Source organism: Streptomyces sp. NBC_00285 (genome assembly GCF_036174265.1).
GTDB lineage: Bacteria > Actinomycetota > Actinomycetes > Streptomycetales > Streptomycetaceae > Streptomyces.
Window position 1 is genome coordinate 1,719,338 of the sequence record NZ_CP108055.1, and the last position, 17,220, is coordinate 1,736,557.

Genomic DNA, 17,220 nt, shown 5'->3' on the forward strand with positions numbered 1-17,220 from the left:
GCCCTCTCAGGACGTCCACTCCACGGCCGCGTCCAGCAGCCAGTCCGTGAGGTAGCCCGCGAAGGACGAGCGGACCAGGACCCAGAAGCCGGCGCCCGGTTCGTCGCGGGCGATCAGCACGACCTGGGCGCGTCCGAGGGTGGTCTGGGCGCAGCGTCCGGCCCCGAAGACCCGCGGGTGCAGATCCAGCGAACAGCCGTGGGCCAGCAGGTCGCGGGCGCGGGGTCCCGCGACGAGCAGTGTGGTGCGCTGCGCCGACACGTCGACGACCGACACCGGTTCGTCGCCCGAGGCCTCGCGGATACGGTCCTCCACGTCCCGCCGGTCCGGCGGCCCCACCACGAGCCACTCGTCGGGACCGAGCCACAGGGCGGTGAGTTCCCCGGCGCGTACGACGGTGTCGGGCTCGGCGGGCAGCTGGAGCCCCAGAGCGAGCCCCACGGCGTCGGCCGCCGCGCCCTTGGGGTCGAGGCGCACGTCGATCTGCGTCAGGAAGGGGAGTTCCGCCAGCCGGACCGCTCCCCGGGAGGTACGGGTGGCGGCGGCGAGGCGGCCGGCAGTGTGCGACAGGGGGCTGCGGAGCGGGGCGGTAAGGGCGGTGTCAGCCATCGCGGCGGGCTCCCTCGGGGTCGTAAAGGACGGGGCTTGCGACGGTCACCGGGACCAGCCGGTCGCCGACGGGGGCGTACAGCCGCTCCCCGATGCGCTCCCGGCCGCCCTTGATCAGGGCCAGCGCGAAGGTGCGGCCGAGGGCGGCGCTGCGGTAGCTAGAGGTGACGTGACCGAGCATCGGGACGGGCGGCGCGGGCAGCACACCGTCGGCGACCAGCTGCGTTCCCTCGGGGAGGAAGGTGCCCGGGTCCTCGGGGAGCAGACCGACCAGGTGCTTGCGGTCGGGGCGGACGGCGTCGGCACGTGCGAAGGAACGCTTGCCGATGAAGTCGGGCTTCTTCTTGGACACCGCCCAGCTCATGCCGAGGTCGTGCGGGGTGACGGTGCCGTCGGTGTCCTGGCCGATGATCGGGTAGCCCTTTTCGGCGCGCAGGACGTGCATGGTCTCGGTGCCGTACGGGGTGATGCCGTACGGGGCGCCGGCCTCGGCCAGCGCCTCCCAGAGGGCGAGGGCCCGCCACGGCGACACGTTGATCTCGTAGGCGAGTTCGCCGGAGAAGCTGATCCGGCACACCCTGGCGTCGATGCCCGCGACGGTCGTCTCCCGCCAGGCCATGAACGGGAAGTCGTCGTTGGCCACGGCCAGTCGGGGCGCCAGCGAGCCGAGGACCGCCCGGGACTCGGGGCCGACGAGGGCCACGGTGGCCCACTGCTCGGTCACGGAGGTGCAGTGGACCTTCAGCTCCGGCCACTCCGTCTGCAGCCACTCCTCCATCCAGTCCAGGACGGCCGCCGCGTTGCCCGTGGTCGTCGTGAGCAGGAAGCGGTCCTGGGCGAGGCGGATGACGGTGCCGTCGTCGAAGACCATGCCGTCCAGCCGGCACATCACGCCGTAGCGGATCATGCCGACCTTCAGGGTGGACATCATGTTGGTGTAGAGCCGGTCGAGGAGGACGGCGGCGTCCGGGCCCTGGACGTCGATCTTGCCGAGGGTGGAGGCGTCCATGAAGGCGACGCCGTCGCGGGCTGCGGCGCACTCGCGCAGGACGGCCGCCTCCATGTCCTCGCCGGTCCGGGGGTAGTACCAGGGGCGCTTCCACTGGCCGACGTTCTCGAAGCGGGCGCCGTGCGCGACATGCCACTCGTGCAGGGCGGTCGTACGGACCGGGTCGTGCAGCGCGCCCCGGTCGCGGCCGGCGAGGGCGGCGAAGGACACCGGGGTGTAGGGCGGGCGGAAGGTGGTCGTGCCGAGCGCCGAGACGTCCACGCCGAGGAGTTGGGCGACGACCCCACTGGCCAGGACCCCGGAGGTCTTGCCCTGGTCGTTGGCCGTGCCGGCCGTGGTGTAGCGCTTGGTGTGCTCCACGGAGCGCATGCCCGTGCCGGTGGCGCGGGTCAGGTCGTCGACGGTGACATCGCGTTGGAGGTCGACGAAACGGGGGGCGCCGTCGCGGCCGGGGAGGGTGAAGACCTGCATCGGCGGTGTCGGCCGCGGTGGTGCGGGAAGCTGTGGCAGGCGGGGCGACACGGCGGTGTAGCCCTCGGTCTCGATCGCGCGGGCTCCGGCGGCGGCCCCCTGCGCGAGGACGGCGCCCTGGTCGAACTCTCCGTCGGCGCTGCCCGCGACCTCGACGGCCTGGGGGCACGAGTGGGGCACGAAGGTTCCGAGCGTGTCGTCGTACCGCAGCTTGCCGCCCGCCTGGCTGAACAGGTGCGCGACGGGGTTCCAGCCGCCGGAGACGAGAAGCAGGTCGGCGGTGAACTCCCGCTGTCCCCCGCTCTCTCCGTACGGAGCGACGCTCACCGCGGCCAGACGGGCCTCGCCCTGCGTACCGGTGACGGCGTGGCCCGCGAGCACCTCGATGCCGGCTGCCCGGGCCCGGTCGGCCCACTCCCCCGGCGCCGGGCGGGTGTCGAGGACCGCCGCGATGTCAACGCCCGCCGCGGCGAGGTCCAGCGCGGCCGGGTAGGCGCTGTCGTTGGTGGTGAGCACGACCGCCCGCCGGCCGGGCACGACGCCGTGACGGTTGACATAGGCGCGGGCCGAGGCCGCCAGCATCACGCCGGGGCGGTCGTTGTCCGCGAAGGCCAGGGAGCGCTCGTGGGCGCCGGTGGCCAGGACGACACGTCGGGCCCGGATGCGGTGGACGCGTTCGCGGGAGACGTCGGCCGGGGCCGCGTCGCCGAGGTGGTTGGTGCGGCGCTCGACGGCCAGGAGGTGGTTGTCGTCGTAGTAGCCGAAGACGGTGGTGCGGCGCAGGACGACGACGTCGGGGGCGGCGTCGAGACGTGCTGCCAACTCGTCGGCCCAGTCGAGGAGTTCACCGGTGCCGCGCAGACTGCCGCCGAGGTCGGGCCGGTCGTCGGCGAGGATCACCCGGGCTCCGCTGCCCGCCGCCGCTGCCGCCGCCGCGAGACCTGCCGGACCCGCGCCGACGATCAGCAGGTCGCAGTGGGCGTGTACGGCGTCGTAGCGGGCGGGGTCGGGTTCGGTGGCGAGGCGGCCCTGGCCCGGGAGGCCGGCCGCGACCAGGCCGTCATGGAGCTCCACGGTCGTGGCCGGGAGCATCGGCTCGGGGAAGGGCTTCTCGATCTGGACGACGGCGTTGGGCTCTTCGACGCCTGCCGAGAAGATGCCCCGGGGGCGGCCGAGTTTGATGCTGGTGCCGGTCTGGACGACACCGTTGGCAAGCAGCGCGGAGGCGAGGGTGTCTCCTTCCACGCCCTGGTACTCGATGCCGTCGAAGGTGAAGGTGACCGGGCGGGCACGGCTGCGTTCCGGCGGCTTCGACCTCGCGCCCGCGATCGGCCCTGAAGGGGCCCGGTCCTCGGGGGCCGGACGGGCCGACGCCGCCGGACGCGGCGCCTCCGCCCTCGGCTCGACCGTCGCCGGACGTTCCTCACCCACCCGGTACACCGTCTGGATCTCGTTGGTCGACGTGTCCCGCACCGCGTTGAACCACCGTCGGCAGCCCGCCGCGTGGCTCCAGCGTTCGGCGAACGGGCCCCTCGGGTTGGCGCGGAAGAAGAGGTACCGGGCCCACTCCTCGTCGGTCAGGTCCGCGGGGCTCTCCGGGTACGGCACATGGGCCTGGCCACCGTAGTGGAACTCGGACTCGTCGCGGGGCCCGCACCACGGGCAGGGGATCAGCAGCATGTCGTTCGGCTCCCTTGAGGATCCCTAGTGGGCCACCGCGGCGGCGCCGTGCTCGTCGACGAGCGCGCCGGTGGTGAATCGGTCGAGCGAGAAGGGGGCGTTGAGCGGGTGGGGCGTGTCGTGGGCGATCGTGTGGGCGTAGACCCAGCCGACGCCCGGGGTGGCCTTGAAACCGCCCGTGCCCCAACCGCAGTTGAGGTACAGGTTGTCGACCGGGGAGAGGCCGACGATCGGCGAGGCGTCGGGGCTGACGTCGACGATGCCGCCCCAGGTGCGCAGGACGTGGGCGCGGGCGAAGACCGGGAAGAGTTCCAGGGCCGCCGCCATCTGTTCCTCGATGATGTGGAACGCGCCCCGCTGGGTGTAGGAGTTGTACGAGTCGATGCCCGCGCCCATCACCAACTCGCCCTTGTGTGCCTGGCTGACGTACACGTGGACGGCGTTGGACATGACCACCGTCGGGTGGACCGGCTCCAGGAGTTCCGACACCAGCGCCTGCAACGGGTGGCTCTGGAGCGGGAGTTCGATACCCGCCATGGCGGCGAGGACCGAGGTGTGGCCCGCCGAGCACAGGGCCACCTTGCCCGCCGCGATCGGGCCGAGCGTGGTCCGGACCCCGACCACCCTGCCGCCGACCACGTCCAGGCCGGTGACCTCGCAGTTCTGGATGATGTCGATGCCGGCCGCGTCCGCCGAGCGGGCCAGGCCCCAGGCCACGTGGTCGTGCTTGGCGATGCCGGCGCGCGGCTGGTAGGTACCGCCGAGGACCGGGTAGCGCACGTCGGGTGAGATGTTGACAATCGGGCAGATCTCCCTGACCTGCTCGGCGTCCAGCCACTCGGCGTCCACGCCGTTCAGGCGGTTCGCCTCCACCCGGCGCACGCTGTCGCGGACGTCCTGGAGGCTGTGCGCGAGGTTCAGGACGCCCCGCTGGGAGAAGAGGATCGGGTAGTCGAGCTCGTCCGCCAGGCCCTCCCACAGCTTGAGGGAGTGCTCGTAGATGCCGGCGCTCTCGTCCCACAGGTAGTTGGAGCGGATGATCGTGGTGTTGCGGGCCATGTTGCCGCCCGCGAGCCAGCCCTTCTCCAGCACGGCCACGTTGGTGATGCCGTGGTTCTTCGCCAGGTAGTGGGCGGTGGCCAGGCCGTGTCCGCCGCCGCCCACGACGATGACGTCGTACGAGCGCTTCGGCTCGGGGTTGCGCCACAGCCAGTCGGGGTGTTCGGGGAGCTCGGCGCCGGGGGTGCGGGGGCTGCTCATCGGGCGTCTCCCTCGCCGGAGAGGTGCGGGTACAGCGGGTGCTTCGCCGCCAGGGCCCTGGTGCGGGCGCTCAGGGCGGCGATGTCGGGCTCCGGCTGGAGCGCGAGAGCGATCACGTCGGCGACCTCCGCGAAGTCCTCCTCGGTGAAACCGCGCGTGGCCAGTGCCGGGGTGCCGATGCGCAGGCCCGAGGTGACCATCGGCGGGCGGGGGTCGAAGGGGACGGCGTTGCGGTTGACGGTGATGCCGGCCTCGTGAAGGAGGTCCTCGGCCTGGCGGCCGTCCAGCGCGGAGTCCCGCAGGTCGACCAGGACCAGGTGCACGTCGGTGCCTCCGGTCAGCACCTTCACCCCGGCGGCGGCAGCGTCCTCGCGGGTCAGACGCTCGGCCAGGATGCGGGCGCCGGCCAGCGTACGGGCCTGGCGCTCGGCGAACTCCGGTGACGCGGCGACCTTGAAGGACACCGCCTTCGCCGCGATGACATGCTCCAGCGGGCCGCCCTGCATACCGGGGAACACCGCTGAGTTGATCTTCTTGGCAAGGTCGGCCTCGTTGGTGAGGACGACTCCGCCGCGCGGGCCGCCGAGCGTCTTGTGGGTCGTGGTCGTCACCACGTGGGCGTGCGGGACGGGGTTCGGGTGCAGTCCCGCGGCGACCAGGCCGGCGAAGTGCGCCATGTCGACCATCAGCAGGGCGCCCACCTCGTCGGCGATCCTGCGGAAGGCCGCGAAGTCCAGCTGTCGGGGATAGGCCGACCAGCCCGCGATGATCATCTTGGGACGGTGTTCCTTGGCGAGCCGCTCGACCTCGTCCAGGTCGACGAGGTGGTCGCCCTCCGACACGTGGTACGGCACCACGTTCAGCATCTTGCCGCTGTAGTTGAGGCGCATGCCGTGGGTGAGGTGGCCGCCGTGCGCGAGGTCGAGGCCGAGGATAGTGTCGCCTGGCTGCAACAGGGCGAAGAAGACAGCCGTGTTGGCCTGCGCGCCCGAGTGCGGCTGGACGTTGGCGAAGCCCGCGCCGAACAGGGACTTGACGCGTTCGATGGCCAACCGCTCGGTGACGTCGACGTGTTCGCAGCCGCCGTAGTAGCGGCGGCCGGGGTAGCCCTCGGCGTACTTGTTGGTCGCGACCGAGCCCTGCGCCTCCATCACGGCGACGGGCGCGAAGTTCTCGGAGGCGATCATCTCCAGGGTGGACTGCTGGCGGTGGAGTTCGGCGGCGAGGGCCGCGTGGACCTCGGGGTCCAGCTCCGCAAGGGGGGTGTTCAGCGCGTTCATGGGGTGTTCGCTCTCCCTGCTCAGCCGCGCAGGCGGGACATCGTCGGGTCGAACAGGGGCTCTTCGGCGACGCGTGCCTCGACGCGCCGGTCGAAGTAGCCGATGTGCACGGTGGTGCCGGGGGTGGTGAGCTCGACGGGCAGCCACGCGTAGGCGATGCCCTTGCCGATCGTGTGACCGAAGGCGGCGCTGGTGACGTAACCGACGGCTCGGCCGCCGTCGTAGACCGGCTCCTTGCCCATGACGACGGCCCGCGGGTCGTCGATGGTCAGGCAGGTCAGCTTCCGCCGTACGTCGGCCCTGCGCCGCTCCAGTGCCGCCTTGCCGATGAAGTCCTCCTTGTCCGCCTTGACGGCGAAGCCGACGCCGGCCTCGTACGGATCGTGCTCGTACGTCATGTCGGTTCCGAAGGAGCGGTAACCCTTCTCCAGGCGGAGGCTGTTGAAGGCGCCGCGCCCGGCCGCGATGCCGCCGAGCGGCCGCGCCGCGCGCCACAGCGTGTCCCATAGTTTCTGGCCCAGGTCGGCCGTGGTGTACAGCTCCCAGCCGAGCTCACCGACGTACGACAACCGCATGGCGGTGACCGGGACGGAGCCGATGTGGGCGCGCCGGGCACGGAAGTACTTCAGGCCGGTCGCCGAGAAGTCCTCGTCGGTGAGGGGCTGCAGGACGTCGCGCGCGAGCGGTCCCCACAGGCCGATGCAGCAGGTGCCGGGGGTGATGTCCCGGACCTGGACCGTGCCGTCGGCGGGCAGGTGACGGGTGAACCAGTCCAGGTCGAGGTTTCCGTTGGCGCCGACCTGGAAGAGGTCGGGGGCCAGCCGGGCGACGGTGATGTCGCTGCGGATGCCGCCGTCGTGGTCCAGGAGCAGCGTGTACGTCACCGAGCCGACGGACTTGGCGACCTTGCCGGTGCACAGCCGCTCCAGGAGGTCGGCTGCTCCCCGCCCGCTCACCTCCAGGCGCTTGAGGGCCGTCATGTCGTACATCGCGACCGTCTCGCGGGTTCTCTGGGCCTCCGCGCCGACGATCGGCGACCAGTACTGCGCGGCCCAGTCGTTGGGGGTGACGATCGAACGCCCCTCCACCAGGCCCGCGTTGGCCTCGTACCACTGCGGGCGCTCCCAGCCGTTCGCCTCCAGGAAGAAGGCACCCAGCTCCTGTTGGCGGGTGTGGAAGGGGCTGGTGCGGATGGGACGCGGGTCACCGGAGGGCTGGAGCGGGTGGAGGATGTCGTAGACCTCGACGAAGTTCTGGCAGTCGCGGGCCAGTACGTACTCCGGGGCGAGCTGGTGCGGCTCGAAGCGGTTGACGTCGCACTCGTGCAGGTCGAAGGAGGAGCAGTGGCCGTCGACCAGCCATTCGGCGACGGCCCGGCCGACGCCGGCGGAGTGGGTGACCCAGACGGCCTCGGCGACCCAGAAGCCCTTGACGTCCGGGGACTCGCCGAGCAGGGGCAGTCCGTCGGTGGTGAAGGAGAAGAGGCCGTTGATGCCCTCCTCGATCTTGGCGTCCTTCGTCGCGGGGATCAGTGACCGGGTCTCGGTCCAGGCGTCCGCGAAGTCGTCCTCGGTGAACTTCAGGACGGACGGCATCGCGTCGGCCTCGTCGACGGAGAGGATGTCGTCGGCGCTGACGGGCATGGGGCGGTGGCCGTAGTAGCCGATGCCGAGGGTGTCGTAGCGGTCGCGGTAGTAGAGGTCGGCGTCCTGGTGGCGCAGGATCGGGCGCACCGCCTCCTCGGTCTGGCCCGCGAGCGCGGGGACCGGTCCGGTCCAGGCGAGCTGGTGGGCGAGCGGGGTGAGCGGGAGGTTCATACCGACCATGCGGGCGATCCTGGGGCCCCAGATACCGGCGCAGCACACGACGATGTCGGCTTCCAGATCGCCGTGGTCGGTGCGGACGCCCGTCACCTCGCCGTCGGTCCGCAGCACGTCGAGGACCTCGTGGCGGGCCAGGAACGTCACACCGCGCTCGGTGGCCCGGCGGATCTGCGCCTCGACGGCGAGGACGGCCTTGGCGAGGCCGTCGGTGGGGATGAGGAGGCCGGCGAGGACCCGGTCCGGGTTGACCAGCGGGTGCTGCGCGACGCACTCCTCGGCGGTCAGCAGGCGGCTCTCGACGCCCCAGGCGGTGAGCCAGCCCCGGCGGCGGTGGAGTTCCGTGACGCGCTCCGGGGTGGTCGCCACCTCCAGACCGCCGACCTGGAGGAAGCAGGGCTGTCCGTCGACGTCGAGGGAGCAGAGCTTCTCGACGGTGTAGCGGGCCAGCTCGGTCATGGTCTTGGAGGCGTTGGCCTGGAAGACCAGCCCGGGGGCGTGCGACGACGAGCCCCCGGTGGCGGGCAGCGGCCCCTGGTCGACCACGGTCACCTCGGTCCAGCCGCGTGCGGAGATCTCGTCGGCGAGCGCCGCCCCCACGACGCCCGCTCCGATGATGACCACCCGGGGTCCCGCCATCGCCACACCTCCGGCTCAGTTGCTTTCTACGCAACGTGATTCAGGTTGCGCAACTCAATGTGCCCGTCGCCCGGATGGGTGTCAAGAGGCCGGGTGACGTCGCGGAACGGGCCAAAGAACGGGCCGGGGAACGGCAACGCCCGGTGGGCGGTGCGCGGAAGTGCGCACCGCCCACCGGGCGTCCACGAGCGGACTACTTGAGCCAGGCGTCGACCTTGTCCTTGTTGGCGTCGACCCACTTCTTCGCTGCGGCGTCGTCGGACATCTTGTCCACGGCGATCCACTTGGCGATGGTGTTCTGGTCCTCGTTGGTCCAGTTGAAGTTCTTGACCAGGTTGTAGGCGGGGCTGCCGGACTTGGCGAACTTCGCGCTGACTATCTTGTCGAGGTTGTAATCGGGGTAGTCACAGGCGACCTTCGACGGGACCGCGTCACAGCCCTTGGTGTAAGCGGGCAGCTTGATCCGGACAAGGTTGACCTCGGAGAAGAACCACTGCGGTGAGTAGAAGTAGCCGATGAACGGCGTCTTGTTCTGTTCCGCCTGCCGGAAGGACTGGATCAGCGAGGTCTCGCTGCCGCCCTGCACCACCTTGAAGTTCAGCTTGAGGTTCTTCACCAGGGCCTCGTCGTTGGTGACGTAGGACGGGTCGCCGTCCAGCAGCTGGCCCTTGCCTCCCGACTCCGAGGTCTTGAAGAGCGACGCGTACTTGTTGAGGTTCTTCCAGTCGGTGATGTCCGGGTACTTCTTCGCCATCCACGGCGGCACGAACCAGCCGATGACACCTGTGTTGCCCGTCGAGCCGGCCTCCACGGCGGTCTTCTGCTGGGTGATGTACTTCTTCTTCAGGTCGTCATGGCCCCAGTTCTCCAGGACGGCGTCGACCTCGCCGGTCCCGAAGCCCTGCCAGGCGATCTCCTCCTTGAGGTTCTTCTTGGTGACCTTGCAGCCGAGTTCGTGCTGGGCGACGTACGCGACGACCGCCGCGTCCGCCTCGTAGCCCACCCACGGGTTGACCGCCAGGTTGAAGGTGCCGCACTTGCCCGAGCTCGCGGAGCCCCCGGCGCTGTCGTCGCCGACCTTCGCGCCGCCGCAGGCCGTGAGGGTGAGGCCCAGGACCGCGATGCCGGCCGCTCCGGCCCGCCAGTGTCTTGCCATCGTGTGGTGCTCCTCAATCGCTGGTGCGGCGAGCCGCTGCCTGAGTGATCCGGTCGAACATGACGCCGAGCAGGACGATGGCGAGACCGGCCGCCAGGCCCTTGCCGTACAGCTCTCCCTGCGAGAACCCGGCCACGACGTCGTAGCCGAGTGCGCCCGCTCCCACGAGACCGCCCACGACCACCATCGACAGCACGTAGATCAGGCCCTGGTTGGTCGCGAGTGTCAGGGCGCTGCGGGCCATCGGCAGCTGGACCTTGGTGATGATCTGCCAGGTGTTGCACCCGGTGGAGGTCGCCGCCTCGACGGTGGCCGCGGGTACGGTCCGCACCCCGTCGGCGATGATCTTGATGGCGACGGGCGCCGCGTAGACGACCGCGGCGACGATGGCCGTGAACCGTGTCGCGCCGAACAGCGCGAGGAACGGCACGAGATAGACGAACGGCGGCATGACCTGGGCCGCGTCCAGGGTGGGCCGCAGCAGCCGGTCCACCAGCGCGCTGCGCCCCATCCACACCCCGAGGACGGCGCCGAACAGCATCACCAGCACCGTGGCCACGATGGTCGACGCCAGCGTCGTCATGGCGTCCGACCACAGGCCCGTGCCGACCAGCAGTCCCACGCACACGGCGGTGGTGATCCCGGCGCGCCGGCCGCCGAGGACGACGGCGAGCGAGGCCAGGACGGCGCCGACGAGCCACCACGGGGAGTCGGTCAGCAGCGTCTGGAACGGGTTCAGCAAGCCGTTGGTGAGCGCGTCACGGAGAGCGTTGGTCAGCCCCGAGAGGTTGTCCTGGGCCCACGTGGTCACGTTGTCGGCGGCCTTGGCGATGTGGGTGCCGGTGCTGCCGGCACCGGGGAACTCGGCCGCCCACAGATAGGTGTGCGACAGGTAGACGAGCACTGCCGCCACCACTCCCCCGGCGGCGAGCAGGTGCCGCCGCCACTTCAGGAAGGGTCCGGCGGAACGCCGGGCGGCCTCCGCGCGGCCGCTCGCCGCGGTGGTGACCCGGTCCAGGACGATGGCCAGGACGACGATGGCCAGACCCGCGTTGAAGGCCGTACCCACGTCGAGGGACTGCAGTGCCTGGACGACGGTCTTGCCGAGGCCCGGCGCGTCGATCAGGGCCGCGATGGTCACCATGGCCAGCGCGGCCATGATGGTCTGGTTGACGCCCATCACCACGGTCCGCTTGGACATGGGCAGCAGCACCTTCAGCAGCGACTGCCGTCGCGTGGCCCCCATCGACTCGGCCGCCTCGACCGTCGTCCCGGGCACGGAACGAATGGCGTGCGCGGTGATGCGGATGGCCGGCGGGGCCGCGTAGATGACGGTGGCGATCGTGGCGGAGGCTCCGCCGATGAGGAAGATCAGGGTCAGTGGCGCCAGGTAGACGAAGGTCGGCATCGTCTGCATGAAGTCCAGGAAGGGCGTGACGATCCGGTTGACCCGTTCGGACAGTCCCGCCCACACCCCCAGCGGAAGGGCGAACAGCAGCGCCACCAGGACCGCGGAGAGGGTGAGGGCCAGGGTGTCCATGCTCTCCTGCCACAGCCCCTGCAGGCCGAGGAAGGTGAAGCCGGCCGCGGCCAGCAGGGCGACCCGCCAGTTGGCCACCGCCCAGGAGACGTACCCGGCGAGCCCGACGACGCCGAGCCAGCCGATCTGCGGGAGCGGGCGGTCACCGGAGGGCTGCGAGATCAGGTCCTGCACGAAGGTCACCAGGTTGTCGATGACCAGCCGGATCTCGTTGAAGAAGTAGAGGAAGAGCGGGTTGGAGTTGCGGTTGGCGCCGATGGAGTCGTTGACGTCGTTGAGCCAGCGGTGCAGGTCGGTGAGATCGGCCGCGGCCAGCGACAGGGTCTGCTTCCCGCGCAGTACGGCGAACAGGACGAGCCAGACGACCAGGATCGCGCCGATCACCATGGACCTGCTGATCCTGCGCACGGGGGCGGCGGGCGGCGGCGGGGCGGCCTGCGGTGTCTCTCCCGATGTCTCGGGTTTCTCCATGGCGACGGTCATCACACGTCGCCTTCCTGCCCGGCGACCACCGCGAGGATCTCCTCGTCGCCGACGATGCCGAGCAGTTCGCCGTTCTCGACGACCTTGACGGGCCTCTCGGCCGCGAGCACCGCGCGGGTGGCCTCCTTCACCACGACGTCGGGGCCCAACTCGGGTCCGTCCAGGGGGTCTTCGGGGGTGACCGGGCGCATGATCCAGCGCAGGGTGAGCACGTCGCCGCGTGGCACGTCCTTGACGAAGTCGCGTACGTAGTCGTCGGCGGGGGCGCCGACGAGTTCGTCGCCGGTGCCGCACTGGACCATCTTGCCGTCGCGCATGATGAGGATGCGGTCGCCGAGCTTGAGCGCCTCGGAGAGGTCGTGGGTGATGAACACCATCGTCTTGCCGACCTCGTGGTGCAGCCGGATGACCTCGTTCTGCATGTCGCGGCGGATCAGCGGGTCGAGCGCGGAGAACGGCTCGTCGAAGAGGAGGACCTCCGGGTCACCAGCCAACGCCCTTGCCAGACCCACGCGTTGCTGCATACCGCCGGAGAGCTGGTCGGGGTAGGAGTTCTCGTACCCCGAGAGCCCCACGAGTTCGACGACCTCCAGCGCCCGCCGGGTGCGCTCGACCCTGCCCATGCCGCGGATCTCGAGCCCGAACGCCACGTTGTCGACGACGCGGCGGTGCGGCAGCAGCCCGAAGTGCTGGAAGACCATGGAGAACTTGCTGCGCCGCAGTTCGCGCAGTCGCTTGTCGTCGGCGTCGCGGATGTCCTCGCCCTCGAAGACGATCTCCCCGGCGGTGGGTTCGATCAGCCGGGTCAGACAGCGCACCAGGGTGGACTTGCCGGAGCCGGACAGTCCCATGACGACGAAGACCTCGCCGGGCGCGACGTCGAAGCTCACGTCGCGCACGGCGGCGGTGCAGCCGGTGCGGTCCATGAGCTCGCGGCGGGTGAGCCCGCACAGCTCCTCCGACTCCGGTACCTGCTCCGCCTTCGGCCCGAACACCTTCCACAGCCCGCGCACGGATATGACCGGCGTGGGAGCCGCGTCCTCGGGTGCGCCGCGCCGGGGCGGCACCTCGGTCTTGGTGGGGGTCATGGTCGACCTCTTCTCGGCATTCAGCCGCGGAACCAGTGCTGCGGCCGGGGTTGGATGTTCTGCCAGATGTGCTTGGCCTCGCGGTACTCGTCGAGGCCGGTCGGTCCCAGTTCCCGGCCCACACCGGAGTGCCCGAAGCCACCCCACTCGGCCTGCGGCACATAGGGGTGGTAGTCGTTGATCCACACCGTGCCGTGCCGCAGCCGGCGGGCGACCCGCTGGGCCTTGCCGGCGTCCTGCGTCCACACGGCACCCGCGAGTCCGTACTCGGTGTCGTTGGCGATCCGGACGGCGTCGTCCTCGTCGGTGAAGCGCTCCACTGTGAGCACCGGTCCGAAGGACTCCTCGTGCACGACCCGCATGTCCTGCCGGCACTCGTCGAGCACGGTGGGCGGGTAGTAGTGGCCGCCGGCGAGGGCGGGATCGTCGGGACGCTCGCCGCCGCAGCGCAGGACGGCGCCCTCTTCCACCCCGGCCGCGACGTACGCCTCGACCTTCGCCAGATGCTGCGCGGAGATCAGCGCCCCCGTCTCGGCCTCGGGGTCGAAGGGACCGCCGAGGCGGATCTGCCGGGCGCGCCGGACGATCTCGTCCACGAGCCGGTCGTGCAGGGAGTCCTCGACGATCAGCCGGGCGCCGGCCGAGCAGACCTGCCCGGAGTGCAGGAAGACGGCCGTGAGCGCGAAGTCCACGGCCGTCTCGAAGTCGGCGTCGGCGAAGACGACGTTGGGGTTCTTGCCGCCGAGCTCCAGCGCGACCTTCTTCACGGTCGCGGCGGCCGTCGCCATGATCCGCTTGCCCGTCTCCAGGCCGCCGGTGAAGGAGACCATGTCGACGCGGGGGTCCTCGGAGAGCGGTGCGCCCACCTCGGGGCCGGCGCCCAGGACGAGGTTGGCGGCCCCGGCCGGCAGCCCGGCCTCCTCCAGGGCCCGGATCAGCAGGACCGCGGTGGAGGGGGTGAGCTCGCTGGGCTTGAGGACGATCGTGTTGCCGGCGAGGAGCGCCGGGGCGACCTTCCAACTCGCTTGCAGCAGGGGATAGTTCCACGGGGTGATCAGTCCGCACACGCCGATCGGCTCGTAGACCACGCGGCTGACGGCGTCGTCCCGCCCGGTGTCGATCACGCGGCCGGCGTCGGTGCCGCCGATCCCGCCGTAGTAGCGGAAGCAGGAGACGACGTCGGCGATGTCGTACTCGCTCTCCACCAGCCGCTTGCCGGTGTCCAGCGACTCGGCGCGGGCGAACTCCTTGGCGTCGCGCTCGATCAGGTCGGCGGTGCGCAGCAGCAGGGCGCCGCGCTCACGCTCGGGGGTGCGGGGCCAGGGGCCCTCGTCGAAGGCCCGGCGGGCGGCGGCGACGGCCGCCTCGGTGTCGGGGCGCGTCCCCTCGGACACGGTCGCGGAGAGCGTGCCGTCGGCGGGACATCGGATCTCCCGGCGGCCTCCGGCCACCGGTTCCCGCCATTCACCGTCCACATACAGGTCAGCCACGTCGGGAGCCCTTCGAGCGATTTCGTTGCGCATCGCGCATCGCATTGCTTGTGGTGGAACACTCTGGAGAATGCAGGAACGCACGTCAAGGGGTTGGAGGACCGTGGGTGAAAACTCTGCGTTACCGATTCAATCGGTCGAGCAGAGCCCTGCGCCACCGTTCGGTCTCGGCGATCTGGTTGAAGGTGAAGAGATGCAGACCGGCAACTCCCGCAAAGGGCAGGGCGAGTTGCCCGGAACTGGGGGTGAGAAGCCGCTCCGGCGCATAGCCACCGGGGGCCGCGAAGCGCAGGAACCAGGAGGGGTGCCTGGCCAGGAAGCGGGCCGACTCCCCCACACCGATCCGCGTCGCCATGGCGAGCAGCTTGGCCCGCTGCACGGGCCCCGCGACGCCCACATGCAGGGGCAGGGCGACACCCCGGCGGCGGATCCGGACGACCCAGTCGGTGAGCACCCGCGGGTCGAAGCAGAGGTTGCTGACGATGTACGTGGCGTGCGCCCGCTTGTCCCACATCGCCTGGACGGTGAGGTCGTCGTGGATGAGCGGATGGCTCTCGGGATAGCCGGTGATGCCGACGCGGGCGAAGGGGTCGCCCAGTTCGCCCAGCCCGCGCAGCACCGGCAGGGCGCCGTCGTACACCCCTGCCGGTGGGTCGGCGTCTCCCGCGGGCACGAAGACGTCGTCGACGCCCGCCTCACGGAGCCGGTCGGCGACGTCCTTGAGGTGAACGTCGTCCCGCAGCAGCCGCGCGGGCACGTGCGGGACGACCCGGTAGCCGTGCGCCGCGAGCCGGCCGGCCAGGTCGAGCGTCGGCTCCAGGCCTTTGACCGGTGACGCCGTCACGGTGACGACGACGTCGCGCGGGACATGGGCGAGGACCTTGTCCTCGGTGGTCTTCGCGGGCAGCACCTCGTAGCGGACGCCGGTGAGCAGCGCGCGGAGGTCCTCGGCGCCCAACGCCTATCCCGCCTGCGTGTGTGCGTCGCGGTGCCGGTAGTACGCGGCCTTGGAGGGCGCGAGCCGCTCCTTGCCGAGGATGAGGTCGGCCGCCTTCTCCGCGATCATCATCACCGGCGCGTAGATGTTGCCGTTGGTGACGTAGGGCATCACCGACGCGTCGACGACCCGCAGCCCCTCCACGCCGTGCACACGCATGCTGGCGGGGTCCACGACGGCCTTCTCGTCGGTGCCCATCCTGCAGGTGCAGGACGGGTGCAGGGCGGTCTCGCCGTCCTTGGCGACCCAGGCGAGGATCTCCTCGTCGGTCTCGACGGACGGTCCCGGTGAGACCTCTCCGTCGTTGTAGGGGGCCAGGGCGGGCTGGTTGAGGAGCCTGCGGGCGACCCGGACCGCCTCGACCCACTCGCGCCGGTCCTGTTCCGTGGAGAGGTAGTTGAAGCGCAGTGCCGGATGTTCCTGCGGGTCCTTGCTCCTGATCTTCACGGAGCCGATGGCGTCCGAGTACATGGGCCCGACGTGCACCTGGTAGCCGTGTCCGCCCGCGGGCACCGAGCCGTCGTAGCGGACCGCGATGGGCAGGAAGTGGAACATCAGGTTGGGGTAGTCCACCTCGTCGTTGCTGCGGGCGAAGCCGCCCGCCTCGAAGTGGTTGGTGGCGGCGGGGCCCTTGCGGAAGAGCCACTGCAGGCCGATGAAGGGGGCACGCCACTTCGCGAGATACGGCTGCATGGACACGGGCTGCTTGCAGGCGTACTGGATGTACACCTCCAGGTGGTCCTGCATGTTCTCGCCGACGCCCGGCAGGTCGTGCACGACGTCGATGCCCAGCGCGCGCAGTTCCTCGGCGTTTCCGACGCCCGACAGCTGCAGCAGCTGCGGGGAGTTGATCGCGCCGCCGCAGAGGATGACTTCCTTGGCACGGACCTGCTGGAGCGCGCCCTTGCCGCGCCGGTACTCGACACCGACGGCCCGCTTGCCCTCGAAGAGGACGCGGGTGACGAGGGCGCGCGTGGTGACCGTGAGGTTGGGGCGCTTGCGGGCGGGCTTCAGATAGGCCTTCGAGGCCGAGAGCCGGCGACCGCGGTGGACGTTGCGGTCGAACTTGGCGAAGCCTTCCTGCCGGTAGCCGTTGACGTCGTCCGTGGGCGCGTACCCGGCCTCCTCGGTGGCCTTCTGGAAGGCGGTGAAGAGCGGGTTGGTGGCCGGGCCGCGCTCCAGGACGAGGGGGCCGTCGTGGCCGCGGAACTCGTCGTCGGGGTCGGCCGCGAGACAGTTCTCCATGCGCTTGAAGTACGGCAGACAGTGCGCGTAGTCCCAGGTGTCCATGCCGGGATCGGCGGCCCAGCGCTCGTAGTCCAGGGGGTTGCCGCGCTGGAAGATCATGCCGTTGATGCTGCTGGAGCCGCCCAGTACCTTGCCGCGGGCGTGGTAGACGCGCCGGCCGCCCATGTGGGGCTCGGGCTCGGACTCGTACTTCCAGTCGTAGAAGCGGCTGCCGATCGGGTAGGTCAGCGCCGCGGGCATGTGGATGAACACGTCCCACGGGTAGTCGGGCCGGCCGGCCTCCAGGACCAGCACCCGGTTGCCCGGGTCTGCGGAGAGCCGGTTGGCCAGTGCGCTGCCGGCTGATCCACCACCGACGATGACGAAGTCGTACTGCTGCTGAGGAGCCATGATGCCTCGTCTCGCTCGCGCCGTAGATATGCGCGCATGTTAGTACGGGTAGCGCTATAC

The 17,220-nt window shown here is 70.7% G+C and carries 11 protein-coding genes; all 11 read right to left on the minus strand.

Annotated elements, in window-relative coordinates:
- Positions 1–6: 6 nt before the first annotated feature.
- The 11 genes from OHT57_RS07800 to betA all read right to left on the minus strand — a co-directional run bounded on the left by OHT57_RS07800 (position 7) and on the right by betA (position 17,160).
- On the minus strand, positions 7–609 hold the full coding sequence (locus OHT57_RS07800; RefSeq protein WP_328745320.1) for a sarcosine oxidase subunit gamma: 603 nt from the start codon (positions 607–609) through the stop codon (positions 7–9).
- Positions 602–3,769, minus strand: coding sequence for a sarcosine oxidase subunit delta family protein (locus OHT57_RS07805; RefSeq protein ID WP_328745321.1), 3,168 nt, complete (start codon positions 3,767–3,769; stop codon positions 602–604). Before OHT57_RS07805 ends, OHT57_RS07800 begins: the two co-directional genes overlap by 8 nt.
- 24 nt (positions 3,770–3,793) lie before the next feature.
- Positions 3,794–5,029, minus strand: coding sequence for a sarcosine oxidase subunit beta family protein (locus OHT57_RS07810; protein ID WP_328745322.1), 1,236 nt, complete (start codon positions 5,027–5,029; stop codon positions 3,794–3,796).
- The gene (gene glyA / locus OHT57_RS07815; RefSeq protein ID WP_328745323.1) at positions 5,026–6,309 is read right to left on the minus strand and encodes a serine hydroxymethyltransferase; all 1,284 of its coding nucleotides are present in this window, start codon (positions 6,307–6,309) and stop codon (positions 5,026–5,028) included. Before glyA ends, OHT57_RS07810 begins: the two co-directional genes overlap by 4 nt.
- Positions 6,310–6,329: 20 nt before the next feature.
- Positions 6,330–8,768 (minus strand): GcvT family protein, encoded by a 2,439-nt coding sequence (locus OHT57_RS07820; protein WP_328745324.1) that lies wholly within the window; start codon positions 8,766–8,768, stop codon positions 6,330–6,332.
- Between the two features lie 193 nt (positions 8,769–8,961).
- On the minus strand, positions 8,962–9,924 hold the full coding sequence (locus OHT57_RS07825) for an ABC transporter substrate-binding protein (protein WP_328745325.1): 963 nt from the start codon (positions 9,922–9,924) through the stop codon (positions 8,962–8,964).
- 13 nt (positions 9,925–9,937) lie between these two features.
- Positions 9,938–11,947 carry an ABC transporter permease gene (locus OHT57_RS07830; protein ID WP_328745326.1) on the minus strand — a complete coding sequence of 670 codons (2,010 nt, stop codon included), beginning with the start codon at positions 11,945–11,947 and terminating at the stop codon, positions 9,938–9,940.
- Complete coding sequence (locus tag OHT57_RS07835; protein ID WP_328745327.1) at positions 11,947–13,035, minus strand: quaternary amine ABC transporter ATP-binding protein; 1,089 nt, start codon at positions 13,033–13,035, stop codon at positions 11,947–11,949. The genes OHT57_RS07830 and OHT57_RS07835 overlap by 1 nt, the downstream gene beginning before the upstream one ends.
- Before the next feature lie 20 nt (positions 13,036–13,055).
- Complete coding sequence (locus OHT57_RS07840; protein WP_328745328.1) at positions 13,056–14,525, minus strand: aldehyde dehydrogenase family protein; 1,470 nt, start codon at positions 14,523–14,525, stop codon at positions 13,056–13,058.
- A gap of 121 nt (positions 14,526–14,646) precedes the next feature.
- The gene (locus OHT57_RS07845) at positions 14,647–15,483 is read right to left on the minus strand and encodes a 5,10-methylenetetrahydrofolate reductase (RefSeq protein ID WP_328745329.1); all 837 of its coding nucleotides are present in this window, start codon (positions 15,481–15,483) and stop codon (positions 14,647–14,649) included.
- 3 nt (positions 15,484–15,486) lie between these two features.
- Positions 15,487–17,160 (minus strand): choline dehydrogenase, encoded by a 1,674-nt coding sequence (gene betA, locus OHT57_RS07850; protein ID WP_328745330.1) that lies wholly within the window; start codon positions 17,158–17,160, stop codon positions 15,487–15,489.
- Positions 17,161–17,220: the final 60 nt, after the last annotated feature.